Raw genomic sequence first — 24,812 nt, 5'->3', positions numbered from 1 at the left:
ATCCTTGACTTATGCTTGTCCGTTTGTTTAGTATATAAATACAATACAAACGGAAGGGTAAAAAGTACATGATTTATTAATCCTATTTTAGAGAAAAACATCGTCAATCATAAAAACGATATGATTTCTGAATAGGATTAATCTGTACTTTTTTAATGTTTCATCCTGATGATAAATGCGCAGCGGCTTTTCCTATTCAGAGATTCTAAGTTTTTATGGATGATTTTTCTGAATAGGATTAGTAATGTACTGATATAGTTAATAAGAAACTTCGAGTCTGGTTGTTGAAGCTGCTTATTTGCTGTATATGCCCATTACCTCCTATTCAGAAATGATTAGGAGGTTTTTTTAATGGTACAAATTCGCCTTTCATTTAAATGAAAAATCATGAATCGTTAATGACGTGGTTGTTATAGCAAAAAATTGGAGGGCAATATGGAATCTAAACTTAATACAAAGGTGATTTTAGTCACTTTTATGATCGGTGCATTTTTTGCCGTATTAAATGAAACTTTGCTCAATATTGCATTAACAGAGTTAATGAAGGAATTTCACGTCGATGCGCCGACAATTCAATGGCTGGCAACTGGATTTATGTTGGTGATGGGTGTTTTAATGCCGGTATCAGCATTATTCATTCAATGGTTTACGACGAGGCAAATGTTTATTGGGGTTATGATCATTTTTTTAATCGGAACAGTTCTTGCAGGCTGTGCAGTCAATTTTCCAATGCTTTTAACAGGACGTATGGTCCAAGCGGTGGGCACAGGGCTGCTCATACCTGTCATCATGAATGCTTTGCTGTTGATTTATCAACCTGAAGTTCGCGGAAAGATTATGGGGATTTTTGGGTTAGTCATTATGTTTGCCCCTGCAATCGGACCGACATTATCAGGCGTAATCGTCGATGCGTTAGGCTGGCGTTGGCTTTTCTTGATCGTTATTCCGTTTGCGATATTTTCCATTCTGTTTGCTTTTAAATATTTACAAAACGTTGGAGAAGTAACCAAACCTAAAGCAGATGTCATATCTATACTTCTTTCTACGATCGGGATCGGCGGCATCGTTTATGGTTTTAGCAGCGCAGGAGAAAATGAGAAAGGATTTCTATCACCAGCCATTCTATTAATGATAGGTATAAGCATTCTCAGTTTACTTTTATTTGTGCTGCGCCAATTAAAACTGGATGAACCATTATTGGATGTTCGTGTATTTAAATATAAGCGTTATACCCAAGGGGTTATCCTTTTTGTTATTGTTGTCATGGCAATGTTTGCGTCGGAAATAGTGATGCCGATGTATTTGCAGGGACCGCTTGAATACACTGCGAAGATGGCGGGGTTAGTGCTTTTGCCGGGCGCTTTGCTGAACGGCTTAATGTCGCCGCTCATGGGATCTTTATTTGATAAATACGGTCCAAGGAAGCTTATCATCCCAGGTACTGCGGTTCTTATTGGTGTCACGATATTCTTTTGCAATATCAATCCTTCTGTCCCAATTTGGGCTTTCATCATCGTCTATATTATTTTGATGTTGTCGATTTCGGCGATCTTAATGCCGGCGCAAACCAATGGATTAAATGAATTGCCAAAGCATTTATACCCCCATGGCACAGCGATCGCCAACACCTTGCAGCCGGTCGCAGGCGCTTTTGGCGTTTCAATTTTTGTAAGCCTGATGACTCAAGGCAAAAATCATTATTTAGGCATGCAGCAAGGCGCCATTACAAAACAAATAATGAATGAAGCAATGACTCAAGGTGTACACCATGCCTATTGGTTTGCGTTAGTTCTCAGTATTGTTGCTTTTTTCATTGTGTTATTTATTAAGAAAGCGGTTGTTCCAGCTCCTAGTGAAAGTGAAGCAGCCTCTTATGAATAGAAAACGGCAGCCTCATGGCAAGCTGCATTTTCAAGAAGAAAATGCGGCTTCTTCTATTTTTGGGCAAAAAAATGAAAAAACGATTTTACACACACGGGTCGATTGTTATCCCGCGAATTGTATACTATAAGTACAGTGATATCATAAACTTGACAGCTTTACATGAAGAAACGATAAAATAATATTAATGACCTGAATAATTAAATCATCTGTTGTTTCATATGATTGTTGTACGATATACATAGGAGGCAATTCTTTTGATAAAGCTCCATCTCTATCATACCAATGATATTCACAGCCATTTCGAACATTGGCCGCAAATCATTCATTATTTTAAAAAGCAGATTGAAATGAATCTGGAAAAGGGAGAACCGTATCTTTTATTTGACCTTGGAGATCATATGGACCGGGTGCATCCTTTAACAGAGGGAACGATGGGAAAAGGCAATGTCTTTTTACTCAATCAAGCGGGCTTTGATTTTGTCACGATTGGCAATAATGAAGGCATTACTTTTACAATGGAAGATATTAATAAAGCTTACGATGTGCGCCAGTTCGAGATTATCTTGGCTAATCTGTTTACAAGTGAAGGAGAGCGCCCAAAATGGTGCAAACCTTATATATTTCATAAAGTAAACAATATCACAATCGGCATTACAGGCATCACCGCGCCTTTTAAACCTTTTTACGAGCCGCTGGGGTGGGATATAAAGGATCCTCAAGACGTGCTGCCTGAAATTATAGAGAAGGTTAAAAAGAAAGCTGACATTGTCATTCTCTTGTCTCACGCCGGGTTGAAATTTGATCAAGATACAGCCAAAAGCATAGAAGGGATTCATGTCATATTAGGTTCGCATACGCATCATTTGCTTGAGGATGGATTAAATGTTAATTCAACACTGATCTGTCAAACAGGCAAATTTGGCCATTACGCTGGACATGTTATTTTAACCTATGATGAAACGTCAAAAGAAATCATTGATAAGAAAGCAATGGCTGTTCCAATGGATGAAACCGAATTAAGGGATTCGGAAGCCGCTGATTTATTAGAAAAATTAACAAAAAAAGGATTAAAGGAACTGCAAACACCGGTCACTTATCTTGATCAGCCCCTAACGACATCGTGGTTTAATGAAAGCCCCCTGTCGAAATTATTGGCCGATGCTTTAAGACAATGGTGTCAAGCTGACTTTGGAATGATTAATGCCGGAGCTATCCTCGATCATCTTGAGCCTGGATTGATAACAAAAGCGGATTTGCATAGAATTTGTCCTCATCCGATTAACCCATGTAAGGTTTTTCTTACCGGTTATGAAATCATTGAGATTATTCAAAAGGGCTTGGACCCGGCTTTTCAAACATTTGAACTGAAGGGATTCGGTTTTAGAGGAAAAACAATTGGAAAATTAATATTTAGTCAATTAACATATGAAATCAATAAAATCGGCGAAACGTCAAAAGTTGTTAATGTGCAAATGAATGGGGAGCCGCTTGAACTTGACCGGACTTATCAAGTGGCCACCATTGATATGTTTACATTTGGCCGGCTGCTGCCGCCGATCAAAGAAGCGCCGCATAAAAAGTTTTACTTGCCGGAAATGTTAAGAGACCTGTTAGCCTGGAAGCTTAAAAATAATCATAGGCCATAAGCACATTTTTCATCTCTTTCCATAAGCTATTTGTGGAAGGAGTGATCGAATGGTCGAATTAAAACCCATTATGGTTTTTGATCAGCCGTTTACTGCAGTAACGGTTAAGCTGCCGCAAACAAATTTGATGGCCATCTATAATGATAAAGGGTATATCATGTGCGGGGCCTTGGATGTCGCCTTATTAAATGAGAAATTGGCAGACCGCAATATTATTGCCGGAAGAGCTGTCGGTGTCAGAACGATTGAACAGCTGCTTGAAGCGCCGTTAGAATCAGTGACAATAGGAGCTGAAAGATTAGGTATTATGAAGGGAATGTCAGGCCGCGAAGCCCTTTTAAAAATGATATAATGCGTGTTTAAAAAGAATTCAAAAAAAGCTTTTACATCCCCTTTTACAAGCATATATATGCTTGTAAAGGGGGATGAGTGATGTTCAAACCCATGCGGCGGCGCCGAACGATTGCTTTACGTCATGCTTTTGTTCTTACAATGGTGATGTTCATCATTTTTACAATGGGCGGATTTTGGTTTATCAATCGGCAAGTGACGCCTACTCTTATAGAGATTGCGAAAAACGAAGCTAATCAAATTGAAACTTATGCCATTAATTACGGAGTCGGCAACCCGTCCAATAATTTGGAAGGCAATGATCAAATCAAAAGCATCATTGATCCTAAAAAGCTGTTTATTATCCAATATGATGATAAACATGAAGTCACAAATGTCAGCTATAATACCGCAGAAATTAATCGGCTCAAAGCCGAAGTGACGGATCGGGTTCAAACATTCTTAAGGATGGCTGAGGATGGAAAAGTTTCAATTCAAAATGGAAAGTTAATACATAAAAAGACGAAACAAGGCATTGTAGCGGAAATACCGCTCGGGCAGGCTAGCGAGAATGCTTTATTAACGAATTTAAGCCCCAGAATCCCCGTGCGATTAGATGTCCTTGGCAATGTTAATGTGGACGCGAAAAGCAAAGCTATCGTCACCGGGATTAATAATACCTATATTCGTATTTATTTAACAATCAAAGTCAATGTTAATGTGATCCTGCCTTTTGCAGCTTCTAATCAGCCGGTTGAACAGACGATTCCAATTGCTGAGCAATTTATTCCTGGACAGGTGCCGTATTATTACAACAGAGGCGGAAACGGCAATGATGCAACGATCCCGATGTCTCCGAAGGGCGGTTCAAAAACAAGCCATTAAAACAAAAAGAGAGACAAAAAGAGAGGCGATAAGTGGATTAAACTTATTGCCTCTCTTGTCTTTCCCAAGCTTTTAAATAAGGATAAGGATCGAAAGAAAATTCGGTTGAACCGTTGTCGCGGTACATACCGTAATGGAGGTGGGGAGGAAATTTTCCCTGGGTTCCCTTTGGACCATAGCCGGAGCTGCCAACATAACCAATAATTTGGCCCGGCTTTACAACGGTTCCTTTTTTAATATGCCGGCCATAGCCTCTAAGGTGCGCATAGTAGTGATAAATGTTTTGAGGGTCGCGTATGCCGAGCCGCCAGCCGCCAAATTTATTCCAGCCGATCATTTCAATGACACCGTATGATGTGGCTTTAACAGGAGTCCCATAATCAGCAAAAATATCCGTACCTTCGTGGATCCTTAAGCCGCCCCAGCCTCTTCTTGCTCCCCATGTCGACTTATAATCATAATTCATGCGAAGAGGGATGGGAAAGGCATGGACATCAAGATCAACGCGATTAAAATGCTGGTAAAGTTTCGATAATTGCAAGATCATTTCAACTGTTTTTCCGCGTTGATAATAATCCCAAAGGGCGAGTTTAATATTATCGATGCCGGGACCGCGTTCGGAAAGCCTTTCAGCCATTGCGTACAGGACATCCTCGGGGTTATTGATATCAGCTAAGCCATCTCCGCTCCCGTCCCTTCCCAAACCATTGAAAAGCGCTAAATGAAATCTATTATTGTCTTTTTTATTAGGATTCAGCGGACCTGCCCATTGCTCTGGCTTAAAATAAATCCCTGTTATTCCCTTTGCATCAGGCAAATCTCTCCTTATATTGCGAAGGCTTCTTTCATATTGGTCAACAGCTGCCAGAACATACCATGGCACGTCAGTTATCGCTGCTGTTTTTAGGTAAAGCGCTTTTCGGTCTTCCGGTGTGTTTGTTGGCTGTTCTTTACTATTAGTCCATTGCGGCAAAGATAAAATAAACAACGCCGTTATAATGGAAAAGAACATCCTTTTCCACATTGCTTAGGTCGCCTCCTTCCTGATCATTGGCACATCAGCTATCCTTGGTTTGTTGTTTGTGCTTCAGGTACGTATCGCATGAGTCAGATTATCAGATGAAAGGGATGGATTACAAAGCGCCATTGAGTTTTTTCAGCTGGTTCCTTTTCTTGTCTTTATTAAAGCTTGCCAACTGCAAGTTTTCTTTATAATATTGCCTTAAGGGATTTTGACTCCTCTGTCCATACCTTTAGAAAACCTTTCTTCTTTTTAGGATGGCTGATTTTAATATTTTATTGCTGGCAATTGTTGGATAAATAAATGACCGTGAAGGAGGATGACAGATGTCTAATCCTACTGTTACTATAAAAATGCAATCTTACGAATTAATCGAAAATGTTAAAGACGGCTGGAATGAGGAAGCTTTTTTGTCGCGATACAGCGATATTTTATCGAAATATGATTATATTGTAGGCGATTGGGGCTATGAACAATTAAGGCTCCGGGGCTTTTACGATGATAATCATCGGAAGTCGGCGTTTGATAACAAAATTAGCATGTTAACAGACTACATTTATGAATATTGCAATTTTGGATGCGCCTATTTCGTATTAAAAAAGGTAAAAGAAACCCCTTAAAAATTCATGGGGTTTCTGTATCTTGGAAAGGCGGTTCAGTTTCTTTGTAAGGTTCATCATGTGTTTGATGAGCGCCGGGAAATTTCCGCGGTCTGTTTTCATGCATATTTCTATATTCATATGTGAAACCGCTGATATAACTTTGCCCCTCTTCCCACGGTGTGCTTTTGTTAAACACGGGCTCATCGAACAAATCGTAAGCAGCATCACCATAGGTGCCTTCAGGGAACTCTTCAGCAGTTAAAAATTTTCTTTGATCTTCCACATTTGAAAAATCAGTATAATTTTCTTGGTTCTTTTTCTTCTTTCTGAACACTGCCATCACCATCCTTAATCATAGGATGAGCAAGACAGCCATTTATTATAACCTCAGCCATTGCTTATAGCATTTCTTGCAAAAACCCCTTAAGCTCTTGGGCTTCCTTTTCATTGATACGAAACGCTTCCTCTAAATAACCAGGCTCATCAAGGTCATCCTGGCCAATGATCGCAAACCGGCCATTTTGAATGTTTAAAACCATGTGTTTACCAAAATAACGATTGGATATTATAATAGCTAGATCGAAGCGGGTTTCGTCCCCCATAAAACTGACAAATCGCGTTTTGGTTTCTTCAGTTTCATCATATAGAAAAAAACGTTCTTCTGTCACAGTTATCTTCCTTTCCTTTGTCATGAGACTGCCGATAGAACTTGTCCCTTTATATCTTATCAAAAGCGGGGGAAGAGGTCACTGCAAGTTAGACAGAGCTGATGATATCTTGGTAAAATATATATGGAGATCTAAGGGTCAAGAAAGGACGAAGATAAATGTATTTTATCGATCGGCGCAAAATCGAAGCAACACTAGCGTATATGTCACAGCATATCAATTTGTTTAATGAAAAGACAGAGTGGCGTTCAGAAGTTGAAAAGCTGGCTCTTGAGCGATTAGCCCAAAATGTCATCGAAGCTTTCATCGATATTGGCAACCATATGATCGACGGTTTCATTATGCGTGATCCGGGAAGCTATGAAGACATCGTTGATATTTTAGTGGACGAGCAAGTCATTCCTAAAGATAATGAGGCAGGCTTCAAAGCCATTGTGCAGCTGAGAAAGGCGCTTGTCAGTCAGTATTTAACTATTGACCATGATAAGCTTTATACGGCTTTGAAAGAAAATCAACAAGTTCTTAAGGACTTTCCTCGGCAAGTGAGACATTATCTTGAACAGGAATTAGGGCCGGTATCAGCATTTATGCCGGAAAATCAAGAATAGATGGACGTAAAACCGCTTACAAAGCGGTTTTTTACATTTCATTGAGAAAGTTAAACATCTGTCCTTGTGAACTTTAAAATCATTTATGGACATGGAGGAATATAGATGAAAAAATACGAAGGTTTTCTGATTGATTTAGACGGAACAATGTATCGCGGCACCGAAAAGATAGACGAAGCTGTGACGTTTGTTAAAACATTAAAAGAGCGCAGCCTGCCTTATCTATTTGTAACGAATAATTCAACGAGAACAAAAGAGCAGGTGGCGGAAAAGCTCGCCGGCTTTGGTGTTCCGGCTGAGCCTGAACATGTTTTAACAACGAGCATGGCCACCGCACAATATATAAAAGAAGAAAAGAAAAATGCAAAAGTTTATTTTATTGGTGAAGAGGGCCTTAAGCAAGCTTTAAATGAAGCAGGATTCATTTATGAAGAAGAAAATCCCGATTATGTGGTTATCGGCATGGACCGGGAAATCACTTATGAAAAACTCGCAAAAGCTTGTTTGGCTGTAAGAAAAGGAGCCAAATTTATATCCACAAATCCGGATATCGCCTTGCCTACTGAACGAGGTTTTTTGCCCGGCAACGGTTCGCTGACAGCAGTCGTTAGTGTTTCTACAACCGTTGATCCTATTTTTATCGGCAAGCCGGAACCCATCATTATTGAACAGGCTCTAAAAGCTATCGGCACGCCAAAGGATAGAACCCTGATGATAGGAGACAACTACCATACTGATATAAAAGCAGGGCTTACAGCGGGAGTTGATACGCTGCTTGTCTATACGGGCGTAACGACGAAAGAACACATGACAGACATTGCAGAAAGCCCAACTTACGCTATAGATTCCTTAAGTGAATGGCCGTTTTAATGATCAAGATTTTGGGTATTATTGACGCTGTGAGCCAGCCGGCTTGATGCTGCCGCTGCAATAGCGCCGACAATATCATCAAGAAATGTATGGCATTCTCCGGTAGATTTATCATTTAACCTTTTCAAAATCCCGGGTTTCATTTTATCGATATAACCATAGTTCGTAAAACCTATCGATCCGTAGACATTAACAATGGAAAGGGCTATGACTTCATCAACCCCATATAAGCTTTCATCACGTTTTAGCATATCAAGGAGCGGTTCTGGAATCGCTCCTTTTTCTGTTAAACGATCAAGAGCAATACCTGTAATGATGGCGTTTTGAACTTCTCTTTTAGCAAGAACGTGATGTATGCTGTCAAGACATTTTTCGGTTGTCAGATCTTTAATGTAATCTTTTTGCAAAAAAAGCACAAGTTCAGCAATAGCCTCACAAGTGACGCCTCGTTCTTCCAGCCATTTTTTTGCTGTTTGTTCTATGATATCTGGCACAGAACAACTCACCGCCTTTTAAAGTATAGATCAGATTGCCAATCGGCAAGTTTCTTTACAATTTTTCATTAGAATTTACCTTTAGGGTACAGTTTATTCTCTGCGAGGGTCACTTGATATGAACAAAAACATAAACTGATATAAAATTGGGCTTAAAAAGGGTTGATAATGGTGAATAACAGAAGCTTTCATTATGATCAATATCGCAAAGACGCGGTTCAAAATCAGACTGTTGAGCTGCCGTTAGATAAATTTCATCATGATGATATTGAAGAATTGGCGGCTTTAGCTTATGGATTTCGCCAAAGGGGAGAAAAAGGTGTAGCTGTGATTGCCCCCGAACAAAAGAAAAAATGGGCGGCACGAAAAAATGAAGATACTGTTTTATTAATTGTACCGCCGCATTTTCGTCAAAACGTGCCGCTGCCAAAGGAACTTGCCCGGTTCCATCAATCTGGTTCATTCTTTCAATTTAGAAAGCTTGATGATACGCCTTATGTAAATAACGTTAATTATTGGATAAACCGCTTAGATGATCTTTGGGATCGCTACAAAGAATGCCAAAAGAGCCGAACAATCACTGATTTTGAAAATCACTTTATAAAAGTTTTCCCTTATTTTGCGGGATTAGGCGAAAATGCTGTTCAATATATGGTTGATTTAAGGCTCGATTATAGCGTGTTTGAGAAACCAGCCGTTTGTCATCATCGTTTTACAGATGATACATGGGCGTTTGGACCCTATTGGATAAAATCCCCTGCCGATTGGGTTATCGACCATCCTTCTCGTGATCTGGCTGAATGGATGCGGGGGGCGGTTTTGGACAATAAATCTTATCAAGAGATTGAATCATTTTTGCAGGCATATCATCAAGAGAATCCGATAACTTCACTCGGCAAATCACTGATTATGGGAAGGCTTCTATTTCCTCTGTCTTTTATAGAACTTAGTGAAGCTTATTTTGAAGACAAAAAGCGCAATGAATCATTATATATGGATGTTTTGTTAAAATCTTTATCGAGGATGGAACAATATGAATCCTTCCTCAAATGGTTTGCTCAAGAAAACTTAGCGGAAATAAAGACGGTTGATTGGCTTGTTTCAAATGTGAAAAGATAGGATATTTTTTCAATATTCCCTATTATGTTAAGATAATGAGTAACCATTTGAGAAAGGGGCCAGCCCATGAAAGAAACGGGTTCTAAAAACACATGGAATGCTAAGTTATATGATGAGAGTGCAAGCTTTGTATCGCAGCTTGGCAAAGGCGTTATCGAGCTGCTTAATCCCAAACAAGGCGAACAGATACTTGATCTTGGCTGCGGTACTGGAGATTTAACATATGAAATATCCAAAGCCGGGGCAATCCCTTTAGGCATTGATTCGGCTTCATCAATGATCGAAGCAGCAAAAAACAAATATCCAACCCTTGATTTTTTGGTGAAAGATGCCTTAACTTATAAAGCATCTAAGCCCTTTGACGCTGTATTTTCAAATGCAGTCCTCCACTGGATTAAAAACCCGTCTAAAGTCATAGAAACTGTTTGGCATGCATTAAAAAGCGGGGGACGTTTTGTTTGTGAATTTGGCGGTAAAGGAAATGTTGAAATGATTATTGACAGTATTTCATCTGTGCTTTCTGGATATGGCATCTCCGCCTCAGAACGCAATCCCTGGTATTATCCGAGCATTGGGGAGTACAGCACATTGCTTGAAAATCAAGGCTTTCGTGTCACTTATGCTCTCCACTTTGACAGACCGACTAAACTTAACGATGGCGTAAATGGATTAAACAATTGGCTGGATATGTTTACAAATGATTTCTTTTATGACATTCCTGGCTCTGAAAAAAAAGAGATTTATCAAAGAATTAATGAAAGATTAAAACCGGCTTTATATCGAAACGGCGCTTGGTATGCGGATTATAAAAGGATTCGGATGAGGGCAGAAAAAAATTAATGTCTCATTTTTGCAGAAGAAAACGGGCTAAAGGAAGGAGAAATGCACATGACAAAACCCAAAATTTATATTACTCGGAAGCTCCCTGATAAAAACTTGCAAATCCTTAAGGAGAAAGCAAACGTTGATATGTGGGATGATGAGTGGGAGCCGGTGCCGCATCATATTTTATTAGAAAAAGCGCAGCAAGCTGACGGGATGTTAACCATGCTGACTGAACGAGTAGATAAAAGCTTTTTTGATCATGCGCCTCATCTTAAAATTGTAGCCAATATGGCTGTCGGTTACGATAATATTGATATACAGGAAGCTAAGAAACGAGGCGTCATCGTCACTAATACGCCGGATGTATTAACTGAAACAACAGCAGATCTTGCTTTTGGACTATTGATGGCGGCGGCAAGACGGATTGTTGAGGCCTCAGAATACGTTAAAGCGGGATCATGGAAGAATTGGGGGCCGTTCTTGTTAGCCGGGAAGGATCTGCACCGCAAAACACTCGGAATTGTCGGCATGGGAAGGATAGGGGCTGCTGTCGCGAAGCGCTCTAAAGGTTTTGACATGAATATTTTGTATCATAACCGCTCAAGAGACTTGGAGACCGAAGAAGAATTGGGCGCTTCTTATGTGTCTTTTGAAAAGCTATTGAAGGAATCTGATTTTGTTGTTTGTTTAACGCCGCTGACCGAAGACACGAAAGGCATGTTTAACAAAAAAGCTTTTGAATTAATGAAGAATGATGCGGTATTTGTTAATGTTGGACGCGGTCCCGTCGTTGATGAACAAGCGCTGTATGAAGCGCTGAAAACAGGTGAAATTGGCGGGGCCGGACTTGATGTATGCAATGAAGAGCCGATCAGGCCGGATCATCCGCTTCTTTCATTAAGACAAGCTGTTATTTTACCGCATATTGGCAGTGCAAGTGTGGAAACCCGCCATGCCATGATAGATCTTGCCGTTAAAAATTTATATCAAGTATTAATTGAAAGTCACTCACCGTTAACTCCCGTTTGAGGAAAAACAAAACCACTTAACATTTTGCTTGTTAAGTGGTTTTCTCTCATGTTTATTAAAAAACCTGCTCTAGTTCTTTTACACCTGGCACTTCTTCAAGTAGAGCACGTTCAATGCCTGCTTTTAATGTAATAGTTGAACTAGGGCAGCTGCCGCATGCACCCATCAATCGAACTCTGACAACACCGTCTTCAATATCGACAAGCTCTACATCGCCGCCGTCACGCAATAGAAACGGGCGAAGCTTTTCAAGGACTTCTTCAACTTGTTCGCGCATTGCAGTTGACCCCTTTCATTATTCATATGGTTTCATTATAATATCTTTTTATAAAAAAATCTATGATATTAATTTGCGATCGAAAAAATAAACTGAAAGGATAGCTGAGCTGAAAAATTGCCGCCGGCTTTCTCCACCGTAAAAAAACATTGATTTTTTGAATATTGAAAACTCATTTAATTATAGTTCAATGATGTAAAATAGAAATAAGCAGAGGAGAAACCAATAGGGAGGAGGCTTTAGGATGGCGGAATCATTCAATATAACGATATACGGCGCCAATCAGCCGTGCCCAAGCTGCATTCATTCTCCATCATCAAAAGAAACGATGGAATGGATTCAAGCGGCAATAAAAAGGAAATTTCCCAATGAAGACATTCGTATCCGGTATATCGATATTTATTATCCTGAAACCGAAGAAGATCAAAAATTTGCCGAAAAGGTCATAAATGATGAATACTTTTACCCTTTAGTTGTTTCTAATGGAAAAGTTATTTGCGAAGGCGATCCGAAAATTAAAAGAATTTATCAAGAATTAGAAGAAAATGGCTTTAAAGCTGTATAAATTCAGAAAACCGGGCGCATCTGCCCGGTTTTCTTAACCATTATGGTGACGATACATCCATAAGATGCCTGATTTCAACAGTCTCGCTACACGTCCGGTTAACGGTTTGCCCATAAATTCGGCAAACCCTTTCTTTTTGCCGAGTGATCCAACCATGCCTTTTAATTTAATTTCTTCAAGTTTAGGCTCCGGCTGGTTATTCCATCTTGCTTTTAATACTTTATAAATCTGATCGCCCTGGGCCTCTGACAGCTGGGCGCTCGGGGCTTGATCATAATAAGCGCAGTCACCGACGACAAACACTTCAGGATGGTCCGGCAAATAGTGATGTTCAGTCACAATGGCACGGCCGCCGCTGCCTTTTTCGATATCAAGCTCTTGGACAAGATGGTGAGCTTGGATACCTGCAGTCCAAATGACAACATCGGTATGATTTGGCTCATCATTATTATACAAGCAGTCGGGCTCTACCTTCGTAATATTGCTGTTATTAATCACTGTCACACCGTTATTCTCGAACCATTCTTGTATATAATGGCTGACGCGTTCCGGGAAAGTAGAAAGAATCCGTTCCCCCCGGTCATAGAGACGAATGTTAAGATCTTTCCTGCTTTCGCACAGCTCGCTTGCCACTTCTATGCCGCTGAGCCCCGCGCCGACAATTGAGACAGTGCTTCCGGACGGCATGCTATGTAATTTTTGGGCGGTATAGCGAACATTTCGAATGGATTGAATACTTAGCGTATACTCAGGGGCACCGGGAACGCCGTGATACTTATCTTCACACCCTAACCCAATAACAACGGTATCATAAGAGACATCTTCCGCATTTTTTAAATGAATTTTCTTATCGGCAAGATTAATTTTTATCACTTCGGCGTTGATGATTTTTAATTGCGGGTGTTTTGGAAAAGAAACTCTGACATCCTGATCAGAAATTGTTCCTGCTGCAAGAGCGTAGTATTCAGTTTTCATACAATGATAGGGTTCTCGGTCAATCAAGGTCACTTCAACATCATTTGGCAGTCCGTCGGAGAATAGGTGGTTCATAACACGAACGTTACCATATCCGCCGCCTACTAGTACTAATCTTTCCATATGTCTAAGTCCTTTCTCTAAGAAGATGTTCAAAACACTCCGGGAAACATGGCCGGCGAATGTCTTCGCTCTGTTGACCCCCGTTTTTTTGAACACATACTTAACACGTCTATTCCAATAGAAAGTATATCGAATTGTTCATATAAAATCCAATGTATCTTATTGAATTTTATGATGAAGTTTGAAAAATCCGCAAGTCCTAGGGGGAAAAGATTGAAGTGTGTGCGGCCTCTGTGCAGCCGCCTATTCATCTTCACAAGAAGCATCGCTCGGTTCAATCCGCTCTCAGCCTTATAGGAAGCGTTTATCGTTCTTCATTTTTTAATGCGCATGTTAAGTAAAAGTTGACGTTAGGCTTTCAGAGGGGTAGGATATAAAAGAGGTGAGCCCTAATGAAGCCTATTATAGAGTTTTGCATGAGCAATCTTGCTGGCGGCTCCCAAAAGGCATTAGAGATGCTTGAGAAGGATCCTAATCTTGATGTTATTGAATATACTTGCCTTGGAAATTGCGGATTATGCTATGAAGGCCCATACGCCCTTGTAAATGGTGAGTTCGTTTCAGGCGAGACGCCAGATCAACTCGTTAAAAATATTTATCAATACTTGGAAGAAAATCCAATGTTTTAATAGACGCTTATGCCTAACACCGCTGTCCTTCATGCGGTGTTTTTTATACATCCGGAGGTGGGGAGCTTTTGTACAATTTTCATCATACATGGCCTTATGAAAAAATGATGGGGGAAATATATTTAAATGAATGTCCGTTTTGCCATGAATCCTCAGTGCACATTCATATGAAGAAAGACGATTTTGAAAAAGCCTTTGAAGAAGTCAAAACCCATGTTGTGATGCCTTGCTGTCACGAAAAATTAGTCATTCTTAAAATGGATGATGACTATATTTGGTCAGACCGCCCATTAAGATAATGAAAGAAGGTAGTTTTAATGAGTATAGAAATCCCATTTACTAAAATGCACGGTCTTGGAAATTGTTATGTTTATATTGATTTAGTCAGCCAATTAATAGATATCCCTTCTTATTCTGATTTAGCTGTCAAGGCAGCTGATGCGCATACAGGCATAGGCTCCGATGGTCTTATCCTTATTGTGCCTTCAAATCGGGCAGATATCATGATGCGTATATTTAACAAAGACGGTTCGGAAGGAAAAAATTGCGGCAATGGTTTACGGTGTGTTGCAAAGTATGCTTATGAACACGGGTTAGTTAATCGGAAGTCTTTTAAAATAGAAACATTAAGCGGAGTTGTTGATGCTGAGGTTCATTTGAAAGACGGACAGGTTGATCTCGTAACGATTGACATGGGCAAACCGGTTTTGGACCGCAAACGCATACCAATGAAAGGCGGTGACCAAGAAAAAGTGATTGACGAACCGATCTCTTTTAACGATCAAACATTCAATATAACCGCTGTATCAATGGGCAATCCGCATGGGCTGTTTTTTGTTGAAAAAATAGATGAAGCGCCTATTCATGAACTTGGACCATTCTTGGCAGATCATCATCCAGCCTTTCCCGAAGGCTTAAATGTTGGTTTTATTGAAAAAATTGCAAATGATGCCATTGAATATAGAGTATGGGAAAGAGGCTCCGGAATGACACAAGCGTGCGGAACGGGTGCTTGTGCAGCTGTTGCGGCTTCGGTCTTAACCGGTCGGTTGTCCATGGACGAAACCAACACTGTTCATTTAGCCGGCGGCGATTTATATATTAAATGGTTGTCCGATTCACAACATGTCCTCATGACAGGCGGAGCGACAACCATTTGTAAAGGGATTTTCTATTTATAGCGGATTCTGTTAGCAGCAAATAACAGCAAAAATGAAATGATCATTGTAAGAATAACCCATGCCCACGCTAAGGATGTTTCGTTCGTTTCCACTGCCAGATAAATGGCTGTCGGCATCGTTTGTGTTTTTCCAGGAATATTTCCGGCAAACATGAGTGTTGCGCCAAATTCGCCTAAGGCACGGGCAAATGATAGGATTCCCCCGGTTAATAACGCTTGCTTTGCCAACGGCATTTGAACAAAAAGGAAGCTGCGCCAAAACCCCGCCCCGTCAATTTTCGCAGCTTCCTTAATGGCAGGCGGAATAGAAGAAAAGCCTATTTTTACGGTCTGATACATAAGCGGAAAACTGACGACAGATGAAGACAGAATCGCTGCCCAAACCGTAAAGACAACAGGCTGATGGAAAAGCCATTCTATCCATTGGCCGACCGGGCTGCTGCGGCCAAAGACGGCCAGTAAGGCAAAGCCGACAACAGAAGGCGGTAAAACTAAAGGAAGCATCATGATTGTTTCTATGACTGATTTGCCCCGAAAATTTTTTTCAGCCATGAAACCTCCTATAAATATTCCGAAAAAAAAGACGATAATTAAAGTAACAGAAGCTACAAATATAGAACGGCAAACGGGATCCCAAAAAGATTGTTCCGACAAAAAATCAGGCATGGATCTTATCCTTTCTAACCGGGAGAAAGCAATGTTTCTGTAGGTTTAAAGAGTTCGCGCCATTGAATGATAAAATGGCAGGTACTAGACAAAAATTGCCGGGAGCCATCGAAATTCTCCTTTATGTAGTTTTATTCCACGATTTTTTTGATGACATAGGTTTATTTCATTATAAAACTGACTAAACAAATAAGACAAGAAGCATTAAAGGAAAACGATTCAAGGTGGTACAGCCATGACCGAAGAAGATTTGAATGATATTTATCGGAAAATTGAACAGCTGCGTCAAATGATGATTCAAACCGCAGATCAATTAGGTTTAAACCATCCCAAAGTTCTATGCTACAGCAGGAAAATCGATGATCTGTACAATATGATCTTCAGAATAAAAAACACTCATGCTTAAATGGACATGTGTGTTTTCTTGAGCTGCTATGAGTATGGCGATATAATGTAGTTAAAAGGAGATGCCAAAGAGGCCGGGATAATAGCTTTTACAAGGGCGGTGCTCCTTTAACGCAGCTCGAAGCCGGCCGGTCATTGCCCGGAGGAGGCGCTTCTAAACTTTGACGTACAGGATATGTACTGGTATTGTTTGTGTCATATAGTGTGATGTTTTTTCGTATCGGTTTCTTTTTGTCCCCTTTTTTGAACACTATTAAAAGTGGAGGAGGTATCTTTCATGGATTTGAATATAACAGTGACAGATGCTGCTATGCATCGTATAAAAGAAATGAGAAAAGAAGAAGGAAACGAAAGTCTGTTTCTTCGCTTGGGTGTTAAAGGCGGCGGATGTACTGGATTGACATATGGAATGGGATTTGACAATGAACTGAAAGATGATGACCAATCATTTGAGAATAAAGGTTTAAAGATCGTTATTGATTCGGAAAGCGCGCCGCTGCTTCGAGACGTTACGATTGATTATAAGCAAAATATGATGGGCGGCGGCTTTATCATTAATAATCCCAATGCCATTGCTACATGCGGCTGCGGACAATCATTTAAGACGGCAGCAAATGCAGGGACGCCTGCGAAGGATTGCTGATCATCGAGAGAAAAGAGGCCGGCTCTAGTTGTCCACTTTGGAGACTTTTGAGCCGGCCTCTTTTCTATTTTTCTTTTTGAAGAGGATTCCTTGTGGAAAAATGTGTGAACATCATTACTTTTTGTAAATCTTTATAAAACCTTTGCGAATCTATTGTTAAAACCCGAAAACCGCAAGTCCGCGTATATTTTGAAAGTTTTCGAAGCTTAATCATTTGCAATGTTTTGTTTTCATTAGGATATAGGCAGAGAATAATAATGTTGTGTTCGGGAAGGTAAAGATCGGCAATATAAGGTCCAATAGGTTCATTAATCTTAACTTCGAAACCTTGCATTTTTAATGTTTCAAAAATAACGTTCTGCAAGGAAGTTATTTTATTTTGCGGCTGACACTTTTTGAAGTCAGTTTGTTCTATGCGAAAAAATTTGTCATATAGCCATTTTTTAAATTTAATGATAACGTGCTTTATTTTCATTAACAACCACCATCTGACAGTGTTGACAAATCCTTTTTATGTTATGCGAGTAAAAATGAATTGCTTGGACGAATTTTGTTTAAAAAGGCAATGATTTGGGTAAATATTAAATAAAATATGTTTATATGAACTAACGATAAAAAATTTAAGCTGTGTGTTTTAACTAAAAGGTTGAAATATTTCAACAAAAATCATATGATTGATGTGGAAGCAGGGCGGGCTTAATAAGTGAAATACATCACAAAGCCTGCGTATCGAGACATTGCGACAAACTTTTAAAGATGGATGTGATGATAGTGAGTAAGCCAAGAATTCTTATCATTGGTGCCGGCTACGGCGGCATGATGACAGCAACGCGTTTGATTAAAGAATTAAGTCCTAACGACGCTGAGATTACTCTAGTAAACAAACACAATTATCATTATCAAACAACATGGCTGCATCAGCCGGCTGCGGGTACGCTCCATCACGACCGTACGCGCATGCTTATTAAGAAAGTTGTTGATCCAAGCCGAGTTAAATTTATCCAAGATACGGTTACAGAAATCAAGCCAAAAGAAAATAAGGTTATTACTGAAAACGGCGAGCTGGCGTATGATTATCTTGTTATCGGGCTAGGATTTGAGTCCAATACTTTTGGCATTAAAGGGTTAGACACACATGCCTTTACCATTCGCAGTATTGATACAGTCCGTAAGATTCGCGACCATATTGAATATCAATTTGCCAGCTATAATCACGATGAAGAGCCAAAAGATCACAAATTAACGATTGCTGTCGGCGGTGCCGGCCTAACTGGTGTTGAATTTGTGGCAGAACTGGCAAATCGCGTTCCGGAACTTTGTCGTGAATACGATATTGATCGGAGTAAAGTCCGCATCATAAATATTGAAGGCGCGCCGACTATTCTTCCAAACTTTGATAAAGAGCTTGTAGATTATGCTATTCATCAATTAGAGAGCAAAGGCGTCGAATTCAAATTAAACACATTTATTAAAGAATGCACTGAGGAGAGCGTTATTGTTCAGGAGAAAGACTCGGAAGATCTTGAAGAAATTAAAGCCGGCACAATCGTATGGACTGGCGGGGTTAAAGCTAACTCAATCGTAGAAAAATCCGGTTTTCAAACAAACCGCGGTAAGATTGAAGTTGATGACGCGCTTCGTTCACCGGAATATCCAAATGTTTTTGTAGTTGGGGATTGCTCGCTTGTTATGGACAAAGAAACCAATCGTCCTTGTCCGCCGACTGCACAGCTGGCAATGCAGCAAGGCGTGGCCTTAGCCAAAAACATTCGTCATATTCTCCATAATGAACCAACTGAACCGTTTGTTTATAAGAATAAAGGTACAGTCGCTTCTCTTGGTGCCGGTGATGCGATTGCTGTTGTCGGCAATAAAAGAATAAAAGGCGCACCTGCGGCCGCACTAAAGAAAATTGTAGATGATCGCTACTTATTGATGCTTGGCGGCGTAGGTCTTATGGTTAAAAAAGGCAAGCTGAATTTGTTTAAATAAAAGAATCAAAAGTCAGTCGAAAAGGTTTGGACCTTTTTTCCTCAGACTGCACGATATAAAATTCAGCAGCAATCAATGAGAACCGTCCTTTCTGTAAAATGGGTTTAGGCCATTACATTTTACAAGATCGGGCGGTTTTTTTTATGCCTTTTCCTACGTACCGCATTGGTCCGCAGATCATATGCTTTTCCCGCAATTCAGGGTTAGTCCTTTAAGCATTTATATTATTCAATCCATCAAGTATTCATTTAAGGTTAACAATAAGAAAAGAAGAATTCAAGTAATTGGCAGAAAATTTAAATAATAATTAGATTGATTAAGATGTACCCGCTTACATTAAGAAAAATCGATGCAAGTATCCCTTTTCATTATTGATCAAAAGTGGTAATATTATCAGAAAATTCGTGAAGGGGTGTTGATCTTGAAGAAAACAGGTGAAAAGAATAATTGTCCTTATTGCAAGGGGAAAGGTTACTTTCAGCTGTTGCTGGGAGGTTCTGAAACGTGCAGCCACTGTTGCGGCACCGGTAAGGCATAGCAGCCACTTGTTAAGTGGCTGTTTTTTTATTGTTTAGGAAATTATAAAATGTCGATTTGTGGATAATTGTTCGGTAAAATGTTCGTAGATTTACTTTGGGGTGGTAACATGGGGAAACATAAAAGTGGTGTTATTAAACAAATTCTAAAAGAACATTTTGACGGTTTCTGGAAGCTTCATGCTAATTTATTACCCGAATCCTATCGGAAAGATATCAAAGAAGCTGTTCAGAAAACAATTAAGTGTGGTACTCGTGACCTAGGCTATGCACGGTATGAATGTTTAGGATGTGAAGGTAACCCTCGTCCCGCTTTTTTTAATGCTCTTTCCAAAATTTGGATATAGACACATTTGTTATCAATGGAAATTTGACGATTCTGACATTTTTAAGTAAACTAATTTTAAATAAAAAAGGGGGAAAAGGCGTGTTTTTACCTCAGTTTATCATATCAATGCTGCTCTTTATGGTATTATTTTTCGGCATTGCTTTTATTATCAATATGTTGTTAAAAACATCTTGGTTAATGGCTTTTTGCTATCCATTTATTGTTATTATCATGATCGATAATGTGTCAACGCTTGATTATTTTACGCATCCCGCGGAGACTTTCAAAGCGGTTGGACATCGTTTGGCCAGTCTGACCATTCCGGATCTTATTGTTCTTAGCACAGGATTTATGGGAACGATTATTTCCGGATTTGTTATTAAAACGTTAAGGTCAAGGGGCTACCAAATGTTTTAAAATCAACCTGAGTATTTCGAGTTTTTGATCGTATTTCTAGCTCTGAGAACAACCGTTTCAATGTAAGACGAGTAGTATAAATTCCTCCTGTTTTGGGAACGATGAAACAGGAGGAGAGTGGAAAACATTGCAAACGGTTAAAATAGTCAAAAGGGCTGCGATGACATTGCTCTTTATTTGTGCCATTTTGACAAGTTTTCATGCGTTAACGGGATTAAAAGCTAGTGACTTTATTGATAGTTTTTTAAAAACAAGCCACAAGCCATTAAACGGAAATACCCCTAAAAAAACTCAAGCCTCTGAACCAAAAGAAATGACATTAGAAAAAACATTAGATTTAAAAAAATATCCGGCACAAAGAGTGATAGCGACGGGTTATACGGCCGGGATTGAATCAACGGGAAAAATGCCGGATGACCCAGGGTACGGCGTTACATACAGCGGGGTAAAGGTCCGCCGAGATTTATATTCGACAATCGCTGCCGATCCTAAAGTATTTCCGATTGGGACGATTCTTTTTATCCCTGGATACGGTTACGGCGTTGTTGCCGATACTGGATCAGCTATACACGGAAACAGACTTGATCTTTATTATAATACCGTAGATGATGTTTATCGCCATTGGGGCAAGAAAAAACTTAAAGTGTATGTTATAAAAAGAGGCAAAGGCACGCTTAAGGAGGACACGCTTAAGAAGTTAAACAACTCAAAGCATTTGCAGGTTTTTCGCCAAAAAATATTGGATAATTAAAGAAAACTTGGTCAGCGGGTACTGCACCCCGGAAGTTAGAGTAAAAAATCTAACTTCCGGGGTGTTTTTATATGGCAAAGTACAGCGATGAATTTAAACTAATGATAGTGAAGGAATATCTTGGTGGTCCTCTGGGTTATAGTTTATTGTCTAGAAAATATGGCATTCCAGATGGATCAATCATTAAAAAATGGGTAAATGCATATAAAGCATTTGGTAAAGAGGGATTGAGTAAAAAGCGTTCTAAAAAGGTTTATACTGTTCAATTTAAGTTAAATGTATTAAACTTTATGAAACAAACGGGCGCTTCTTACCAGGAAACTGCAATTGAATTTCAAATGAACGAACCATCTCTTATTGCGAAATGGAACATAACTTTTATTAAAGAAGGGATAGAAGGGCTCAAAGAGAAAACGAAAGGACGGCCTTCTATGTCTGGAAAAAGAAAACCGAAACAATCAAAACAAGAAAAAGTCATATCACGTGAAGAGCAATTAGAGCATGAAAATGAACTGCTTCGTTTAGAAAATGCTTATTTAAAAAAGTTAAAAGCTTTTCAGGACAACCCGAATGCCTACCTCGAAAAGCACAAGCAGCGTTGGCATTTGAACTCAAAGAAGAAGGATTTAAATTAAAAAATGTGTTAAAGGTAGTAAATATACCAGAAGCAACCTATCATTATCATATTCAACAATTAAAGAAAGAGGATCCAGATAAAGAATTGAAAGAGAAAATTACCGAGTTGTTTCAAAAACATGACGGAAAATATGGTTATCGTCGTATCCATTTAGAATTAAAAGGTGAAGGCAAAACGAATTAAAGTAAAATTGGCTGGTTTAAGCCCAGTACAATACCGAACTCAAACCAGCCAAACAGCTACATAATTAAAACTCTAACTTTTGGGGGTCACCACCTCAGCGCTAAGTTTTCTTTAATTTATATAAGGAATCTTCATTATTTGAAAAAGCCGGGAAAATCTCCGGATGCAAAAGTGCGGCTATCTTTTTCAGGCCCATTAATAATCTTGGCGACGGGCGGCAAAAGTATGCTTCTTCAAGAACATGGATATTTCCTTTAATAACAGCTTTCATGGTTTTCGCCTGGTTTCTTTTTATAACGAAATCCGGTTTAACTTTATGGCTGTCAACACCAACCCAAATCATGCAAATATGATCCGGCTGACGCGCTATCACATCTTCCCAAGAAGTTTGAACATTGGCCTTTGGCTCATTCTCAAAAAGGTTAATAGCACCAGCCAGCCTGCTTATTTCTGTCAGCCAATTGCGCCCGCCGGGAGTAAAGACAGGCTTTGGCCACCATTCCCAATAGATCGAAGGTTTATTTGAAACCTTATGTGCCAGTGTTTGATACTGATGTATCGTTTCATGATAACGCCTCACCACTTCTTCTGCCAAAGACTTCCGATTCGTCAACTCCCCAAGCATTATTAAATCATCGCCAATCTGCTTAAGGGAATGAGGATTAAGAACAACGTACGGAAGGCCGCGGGCTTTAAGTTCTTCTATGTTCCTTTCCATACCGGGAACACTAAGCGAAGCCACCACAAGATCCGGTTTTAAAGACGCCGTTTTATCCATATCAATAGATAAATCCGGACCAAGCCGGGGAAGCGTTTTAATATCTTCCGGCCAGTCAGAATAATTATCGACACCTACAACTTGAGGCATTAACTGAAGGTAGGCCAGCATTTCAGTGTTACTGGGGCAAATTGAAACAATTCGCAAGGTTATCGCTCCTTTAATATAGAGCCTTTGTAAGCCAATTTTGAACGGCAAGCTTCTTTTGTTGATTATAAATCGCGCCCCGCCAGCATTCATCTGTCATTAAAAAAGAGTGCCGAAGAAAGTGAGTAGCATACGTTATACTCCCGTATTGGATGCCTATAGCATTTTTAAGCTCTTATCTTTGGATGAATGAATGCTGATTGTTTTTGGGCTATGATTTTTCGGATTGATTGAGCGGATGCGGTTTGCGGTTAGGCTATGTATAACAATTTTACTTTCCATTAAAAAAGTCCTTCTTCTGATTTTAAATTCAAGTAAATTAGGATTATTGTCCATACATGATTGGGATTTTGCCGTAAGATATATAGTATGGGAAGGAGGCATTGATATTGAATAGCGGTTTGAGGAGCTGCCCTTGTTATTCGGCAGATAACTATGGATATGGGTATCCAGCTTATACAAATAAAATGTATGGCGACATTGATTCAGTCGTCTATGCACCTTATCAATCTTGTGATTGGTGCAAAACATGTTATATGCCGCCGCAAGCATGTTATCAACCAAGTTATGAATGTAAAGCAGTACCTCCCTGTTCGCCGGCCGTACCGCCATCTCCTTGCCAGACATACTGTCCCCCTCAACCTTATTGTTGTCCTCCCCGGCCAAGGGGCGGAGCTTTTGCACTAGGGGTCGTATTGTTTATCATTTTAGTTATCGGCGGCGGCTATTTTCTATACAGGTCAGGCTATTGGTTTGCCGGCGGCAGGTGTTAAGTTAAATTAAAAGCAGCAAAGGTTATTTTATCGCCTTTGCTGCTTTTCAATCTTTTAGGATGAGATAGATTTTTTTTAATTTATGAAAGAGCTCCTCATGATTTAGAAGATCATGAATAAAGGATTCAATTTCAGGAGCATTTTTAATGGATTTTATCAGCTTAATGTCCTCTTGGCTTAAATAAAGAGAAGCGTTTTCCTGAACTGTCGTTGAGGTTAATCCCAATAAGAAATCAGTCGGGACTTTAAAGAATTCTGCAAATGCAGCAATCATTTCTGGATCGGGTTTCCGGTCACCTGATTCGTAACGGCTGAGTTGGACGTTGCTGATGCCAAGAAGCTTTGCAAGCTGCTTTTGAGAAAGATCATGCTTTTCTCTAAGAAAACGAATTCTAGAACCAAGTGTATTTCCTATCAGAGGAAACACCCTTTCATTTGTTTTTTTTCTTATACTTTCAGAAAGTTTATCATGATAAATTTTTTATACTTATATTGTTGCCAAAAAGGATAAAAAATCTTGATATATCTTGTTTTATGAAGTAAAATAGGTTAAAAAGTTACCAATGTGGCAAGGAGATGCGGCGGTGAAATTAGTCGTTAATTTAGGTAAAATAAAGGAACTTCGAAAAGCTTCCAAATTGTCGTTGAATGATATGTCAAAACAGCTTGGATTTAAGAGTCCCAACGGTTATTTTTATTTAGAAACCGGAAAAACCAAAATATCAGCAGAAATGCTGGCAAATATTGCGCTTATTTTAAATGTTCCGATTGATGATTTGTTTATGGAAGTTGAGTCAAAGCCTTAGGGGATTATCCCCTGAGGCGT

At 39.6% G+C, this 24,812-nt stretch carries 35 protein-coding genes; 25 read left to right on the top strand and 10 right to left on the bottom strand.

Annotation, left to right across the window (positions count from 1 at the left end; all coding sequences use genetic code 11):
- Positions 1-435 precede the first annotated feature (435 nt).
- From JOD45_RS11300 to yunB, 4 genes are all read left to right on the top strand, one after another.
- Positions 436-1,881 carry an MDR family MFS transporter gene (locus JOD45_RS11300; protein ID WP_205003996.1) on the top strand — a complete coding sequence of 482 codons (1,446 nt, stop codon included), beginning with the start codon at positions 436-438 and terminating at the stop codon, positions 1,879-1,881.
- 257 nt (positions 1,882-2,138) lie between these two features.
- Positions 2,139-3,530, top strand: coding sequence for a bifunctional metallophosphatase/5'-nucleotidase (locus JOD45_RS11295; RefSeq protein WP_205003995.1), 1,392 nt, complete (start codon positions 2,139-2,141; stop codon positions 3,528-3,530).
- 49 nt (positions 3,531-3,579) lie between these two features.
- Positions 3,580-3,882 carry a YunC family protein gene (locus JOD45_RS11290; RefSeq protein WP_205003994.1) on the top strand — a complete coding sequence of 101 codons (303 nt, stop codon included), beginning with the start codon at positions 3,580-3,582 and terminating at the stop codon, positions 3,880-3,882.
- 80 nt (positions 3,883-3,962) lie between these two features.
- Positions 3,963-4,745 carry a sporulation protein YunB gene (yunB, locus tag JOD45_RS11285; RefSeq protein ID WP_205003993.1) on the top strand — a complete coding sequence of 261 codons (783 nt, stop codon included), beginning with the start codon at positions 3,963-3,965 and terminating at the stop codon, positions 4,743-4,745.
- A 43-nt stretch (positions 4,746-4,788) separates the two neighbouring features.
- Here yunB and JOD45_RS11280 read toward each other — a convergent pair whose 3' ends face one another.
- Positions 4,789-5,769: a M23 family metallopeptidase gene (locus JOD45_RS11280; protein ID WP_239549228.1), complete on the bottom strand. Its 981-nt coding sequence runs from the start codon at positions 5,767-5,769 to the stop codon at positions 4,789-4,791.
- Between the two features lie 323 nt (positions 5,770-6,092).
- Between JOD45_RS11280 and JOD45_RS11275 the strand changes: the two genes are divergently transcribed.
- Positions 6,093-6,386: a YutD family protein gene (locus tag JOD45_RS11275; RefSeq protein WP_205003992.1), complete on the top strand. Its 294-nt coding sequence runs from the start codon at positions 6,093-6,095 to the stop codon at positions 6,384-6,386.
- A gap of 4 nt (positions 6,387-6,390) precedes the next feature.
- Here the strand turns inward: JOD45_RS11275 and JOD45_RS11270 are convergent, their stop codons facing one another.
- Both JOD45_RS11270 and JOD45_RS11265 read right to left on the bottom strand, forming a co-directional pair.
- Complete coding sequence (locus tag JOD45_RS11270) at positions 6,391-6,708, bottom strand: hypothetical protein (RefSeq protein ID WP_205003991.1); 318 nt, start codon at positions 6,706-6,708, stop codon at positions 6,391-6,393.
- Positions 6,709-6,766: 58 nt separating this feature from the next.
- Positions 6,767-7,036: a DUF3055 domain-containing protein gene (locus JOD45_RS11265; protein WP_338056086.1), complete on the bottom strand. Its 270-nt coding sequence runs from the start codon at positions 7,034-7,036 to the stop codon at positions 6,767-6,769.
- A 158-nt stretch (positions 7,037-7,194) separates the two neighbouring features.
- Here JOD45_RS11265 and hepT point away from each other — a divergent pair, with 158 nt between their 5' ends.
- On the top strand, positions 7,195-7,644 hold the full coding sequence (gene hepT, locus JOD45_RS11260) for a type VII toxin-antitoxin system HepT family RNase toxin (RefSeq protein ID WP_205003990.1): 450 nt from the start codon (positions 7,195-7,197) through the stop codon (positions 7,642-7,644).
- Between the two features lie 105 nt (positions 7,645-7,749).
- Complete coding sequence (locus JOD45_RS11255) at positions 7,750-8,514, top strand: TIGR01457 family HAD-type hydrolase (RefSeq protein WP_205003989.1); 765 nt, start codon at positions 7,750-7,752, stop codon at positions 8,512-8,514.
- Here JOD45_RS11255 and JOD45_RS11250 read toward each other — a convergent pair.
- Positions 8,511-9,008 carry a phosphatidylglycerophosphatase A family protein gene (locus JOD45_RS11250; RefSeq protein ID WP_380898238.1) on the bottom strand — a complete coding sequence of 166 codons (498 nt, stop codon included), beginning with the start codon at positions 9,006-9,008 and terminating at the stop codon, positions 8,511-8,513. The two genes, JOD45_RS11255 and JOD45_RS11250, sit on opposite strands and share 4 nt — an antisense overlap.
- A 171-nt stretch (positions 9,009-9,179) precedes the next feature.
- Between JOD45_RS11250 and JOD45_RS11245 the strand changes: the two genes are divergently transcribed.
- The 3 genes from JOD45_RS11245 to JOD45_RS11235 all read left to right on the top strand — a co-directional run bounded on the left by JOD45_RS11245 (position 9,180) and on the right by JOD45_RS11235 (position 11,981).
- The gene (locus tag JOD45_RS11245) at positions 9,180-10,127 is read left to right on the top strand and encodes a protein kinase family protein (RefSeq protein ID WP_205003987.1); all 948 of its coding nucleotides are present in this window, start codon (positions 9,180-9,182) and stop codon (positions 10,125-10,127) included.
- 66 nt (positions 10,128-10,193) lie between these two features.
- Positions 10,194-10,967, top strand: a complete 774-nt coding sequence (locus JOD45_RS11240) for a class I SAM-dependent methyltransferase (protein WP_205003986.1) — start codon at positions 10,194-10,196, stop codon at positions 10,965-10,967.
- A 48-nt stretch (positions 10,968-11,015) separates the two neighbouring features.
- Complete coding sequence (locus tag JOD45_RS11235) at positions 11,016-11,981, top strand: 2-hydroxyacid dehydrogenase (RefSeq protein WP_205003985.1); 966 nt, start codon at positions 11,016-11,018, stop codon at positions 11,979-11,981.
- Positions 11,982-12,036: 55 nt separating this feature from the next.
- Here the strand turns inward: JOD45_RS11235 and JOD45_RS11230 are convergent, their stop codons facing one another.
- A complete protein-coding gene (locus JOD45_RS11230) occupies positions 12,037-12,258 on the bottom strand; it encodes a NifU family protein (protein ID WP_205003984.1) in 222 nt (73 codons plus the stop codon).
- 244 nt (positions 12,259-12,502) lie between these two features.
- On the opposite strand from JOD45_RS11230, the gene JOD45_RS11225 reads away from it, so the two are divergent.
- Positions 12,503-12,823: a YuzD family protein gene (locus JOD45_RS11225; protein ID WP_205003983.1), complete on the top strand. Its 321-nt coding sequence runs from the start codon at positions 12,503-12,505 to the stop codon at positions 12,821-12,823.
- Positions 12,824-12,856: 33 nt separating this feature from the next.
- On the opposite strand, the gene JOD45_RS11220 is transcribed toward JOD45_RS11225, so the two are convergent.
- A complete protein-coding gene (locus JOD45_RS11220; RefSeq protein ID WP_205003982.1) occupies positions 12,857-13,921 on the bottom strand; it encodes an NAD(P)/FAD-dependent oxidoreductase in 1,065 nt (354 codons plus the stop codon).
- A 392-nt stretch (positions 13,922-14,313) separates the two neighbouring features.
- On the opposite strand from JOD45_RS11220, the gene JOD45_RS11215 reads away from it, so the two are divergent.
- The 3 genes from JOD45_RS11215 (at position 14,314) to dapF (ending at position 15,731) form a co-directional block, all read left to right on the top strand.
- Positions 14,314-14,550, top strand: a complete 237-nt coding sequence (locus JOD45_RS11215; protein WP_205003981.1) for a YuzB family protein — start codon at positions 14,314-14,316, stop codon at positions 14,548-14,550.
- Positions 14,551-14,618: 68 nt separating this feature from the next.
- Positions 14,619-14,849, top strand: a complete 231-nt coding sequence (locus JOD45_RS11210) for a hypothetical protein (RefSeq protein WP_205003980.1) — start codon at positions 14,619-14,621, stop codon at positions 14,847-14,849.
- A gap of 18 nt (positions 14,850-14,867) precedes the next feature.
- On the top strand, positions 14,868-15,731 hold the full coding sequence (gene dapF, locus JOD45_RS11205; RefSeq protein WP_205003979.1) for a diaminopimelate epimerase: 864 nt from the start codon (positions 14,868-14,870) through the stop codon (positions 15,729-15,731).
- Here the strand turns inward: dapF and modB are convergent.
- Positions 15,722-16,405 carry a molybdate ABC transporter permease subunit gene (gene modB / locus JOD45_RS11200; RefSeq protein ID WP_380898250.1) on the bottom strand — a complete coding sequence of 228 codons (684 nt, stop codon included), beginning with the start codon at positions 16,403-16,405 and terminating at the stop codon, positions 15,722-15,724. The two genes, dapF and modB, sit on opposite strands and share 10 nt — an antisense overlap.
- Positions 16,406-16,631: 226 nt before the next feature.
- Between modB and JOD45_RS11195 the strand changes: the two genes are divergently transcribed.
- Both JOD45_RS11195 and erpA read left to right on the top strand, forming a co-directional pair.
- Positions 16,632-16,802 carry an aspartyl-phosphate phosphatase Spo0E family protein gene (locus JOD45_RS11195; RefSeq protein WP_205003977.1) on the top strand — a complete coding sequence of 57 codons (171 nt, stop codon included), beginning with the start codon at positions 16,632-16,634 and terminating at the stop codon, positions 16,800-16,802.
- 276 nt (positions 16,803-17,078) lie between these two features.
- Positions 17,079-17,444 carry an iron-sulfur cluster insertion protein ErpA gene (gene erpA / locus JOD45_RS11190; RefSeq protein ID WP_205003976.1) on the top strand — a complete coding sequence of 122 codons (366 nt, stop codon included), beginning with the start codon at positions 17,079-17,081 and terminating at the stop codon, positions 17,442-17,444.
- Positions 17,445-17,508: 64 nt separating this feature from the next.
- On the opposite strand, the gene JOD45_RS11185 is transcribed toward erpA, so the two are convergent.
- Positions 17,509-17,919, bottom strand: coding sequence for a hypothetical protein (locus JOD45_RS11185; RefSeq protein ID WP_205003975.1), 411 nt, complete (start codon positions 17,917-17,919; stop codon positions 17,509-17,511).
- 281 nt (positions 17,920-18,200) lie between these two features.
- Between JOD45_RS11185 and JOD45_RS11180 the strand changes: the two genes are divergently transcribed.
- The 7 genes from JOD45_RS11180 (at position 18,201) to JOD45_RS16895 (ending at position 22,288) form a co-directional block, all read left to right on the top strand.
- A complete protein-coding gene (locus JOD45_RS11180) occupies positions 18,201-19,436 on the top strand; it encodes an NAD(P)/FAD-dependent oxidoreductase (RefSeq protein WP_205003974.1) in 1,236 nt (411 codons plus the stop codon).
- A gap of 418 nt (positions 19,437-19,854) precedes the next feature.
- Positions 19,855-19,974, top strand: a complete 120-nt coding sequence (locus tag JOD45_RS11175) for a YuiA family protein (RefSeq protein WP_338056087.1) — start codon at positions 19,855-19,857, stop codon at positions 19,972-19,974.
- Between the two features lie 108 nt (positions 19,975-20,082).
- Complete coding sequence (locus JOD45_RS11170) at positions 20,083-20,319, top strand: transposase zinc-binding domain-containing protein (protein WP_205003972.1); 237 nt, start codon at positions 20,083-20,085, stop codon at positions 20,317-20,319.
- 80 nt (positions 20,320-20,399) lie between these two features.
- Complete coding sequence (locus JOD45_RS11165; protein WP_338056085.1) at positions 20,400-20,717, top strand: YuiB family protein; 318 nt, start codon at positions 20,400-20,402, stop codon at positions 20,715-20,717.
- 160 nt (positions 20,718-20,877) lie between these two features.
- Positions 20,878-21,468 carry a 3D domain-containing protein gene (locus JOD45_RS11160; protein WP_205004005.1) on the top strand — a complete coding sequence of 197 codons (591 nt, stop codon included), beginning with the start codon at positions 20,878-20,880 and terminating at the stop codon, positions 21,466-21,468.
- Positions 21,469-21,539: 71 nt separating this feature from the next.
- Positions 21,540-22,103, top strand: coding sequence for a transposase (locus JOD45_RS11155; RefSeq protein WP_205003971.1), 564 nt, complete (start codon positions 21,540-21,542; stop codon positions 22,101-22,103).
- 5 nt (positions 22,104-22,108) lie between these two features.
- A complete protein-coding gene (locus JOD45_RS16895; protein ID WP_205003970.1) occupies positions 22,109-22,288 on the top strand; it encodes an IS3 family transposase in 180 nt (59 codons plus the stop codon).
- A 100-nt stretch (positions 22,289-22,388) separates the two neighbouring features.
- Here JOD45_RS16895 and JOD45_RS11145 read toward each other — a convergent pair whose 3' ends face one another.
- Entirely contained in the window at positions 22,389-23,213 is an 825-nt protein-coding gene (locus tag JOD45_RS11145; protein ID WP_205003969.1) for a cobalamin-binding protein, read from the bottom strand.
- Positions 23,214-23,648: 435 nt separating this feature from the next.
- Between JOD45_RS11145 and JOD45_RS11140 the strand changes: the two genes are divergently transcribed.
- Positions 23,649-23,900, top strand: coding sequence for a hypothetical protein (locus JOD45_RS11140; RefSeq protein WP_205003968.1), 252 nt, complete (start codon positions 23,649-23,651; stop codon positions 23,898-23,900).
- A gap of 132 nt (positions 23,901-24,032) precedes the next feature.
- Here the strand turns inward: JOD45_RS11140 and JOD45_RS11135 are convergent, their stop codons facing one another.
- Positions 24,033-24,413 (bottom strand): helix-turn-helix domain-containing protein, encoded by a 381-nt coding sequence (locus JOD45_RS11135; RefSeq protein ID WP_338056084.1) that lies wholly within the window; start codon positions 24,411-24,413, stop codon positions 24,033-24,035.
- A gap of 136 nt (positions 24,414-24,549) precedes the next feature.
- Between JOD45_RS11135 and JOD45_RS11130 the strand changes: the two genes are divergently transcribed.
- Positions 24,550-24,792: a helix-turn-helix domain-containing protein gene (locus tag JOD45_RS11130; RefSeq protein WP_205003967.1), complete on the top strand. Its 243-nt coding sequence runs from the start codon at positions 24,550-24,552 to the stop codon at positions 24,790-24,792.
- Positions 24,793-24,812 lie beyond the last annotated feature (20 nt).

The organism is Scopulibacillus daqui (genome assembly GCF_016908855.1).
GTDB lineage: Bacteria > Bacillota > Bacilli > Bacillales > Sporolactobacillaceae > Scopulibacillus_A > Scopulibacillus_A daqui.
Note: the sequence above shows the minus strand (reverse complement) of the source record. Positions and strands in the feature narration are given on the sequence as shown.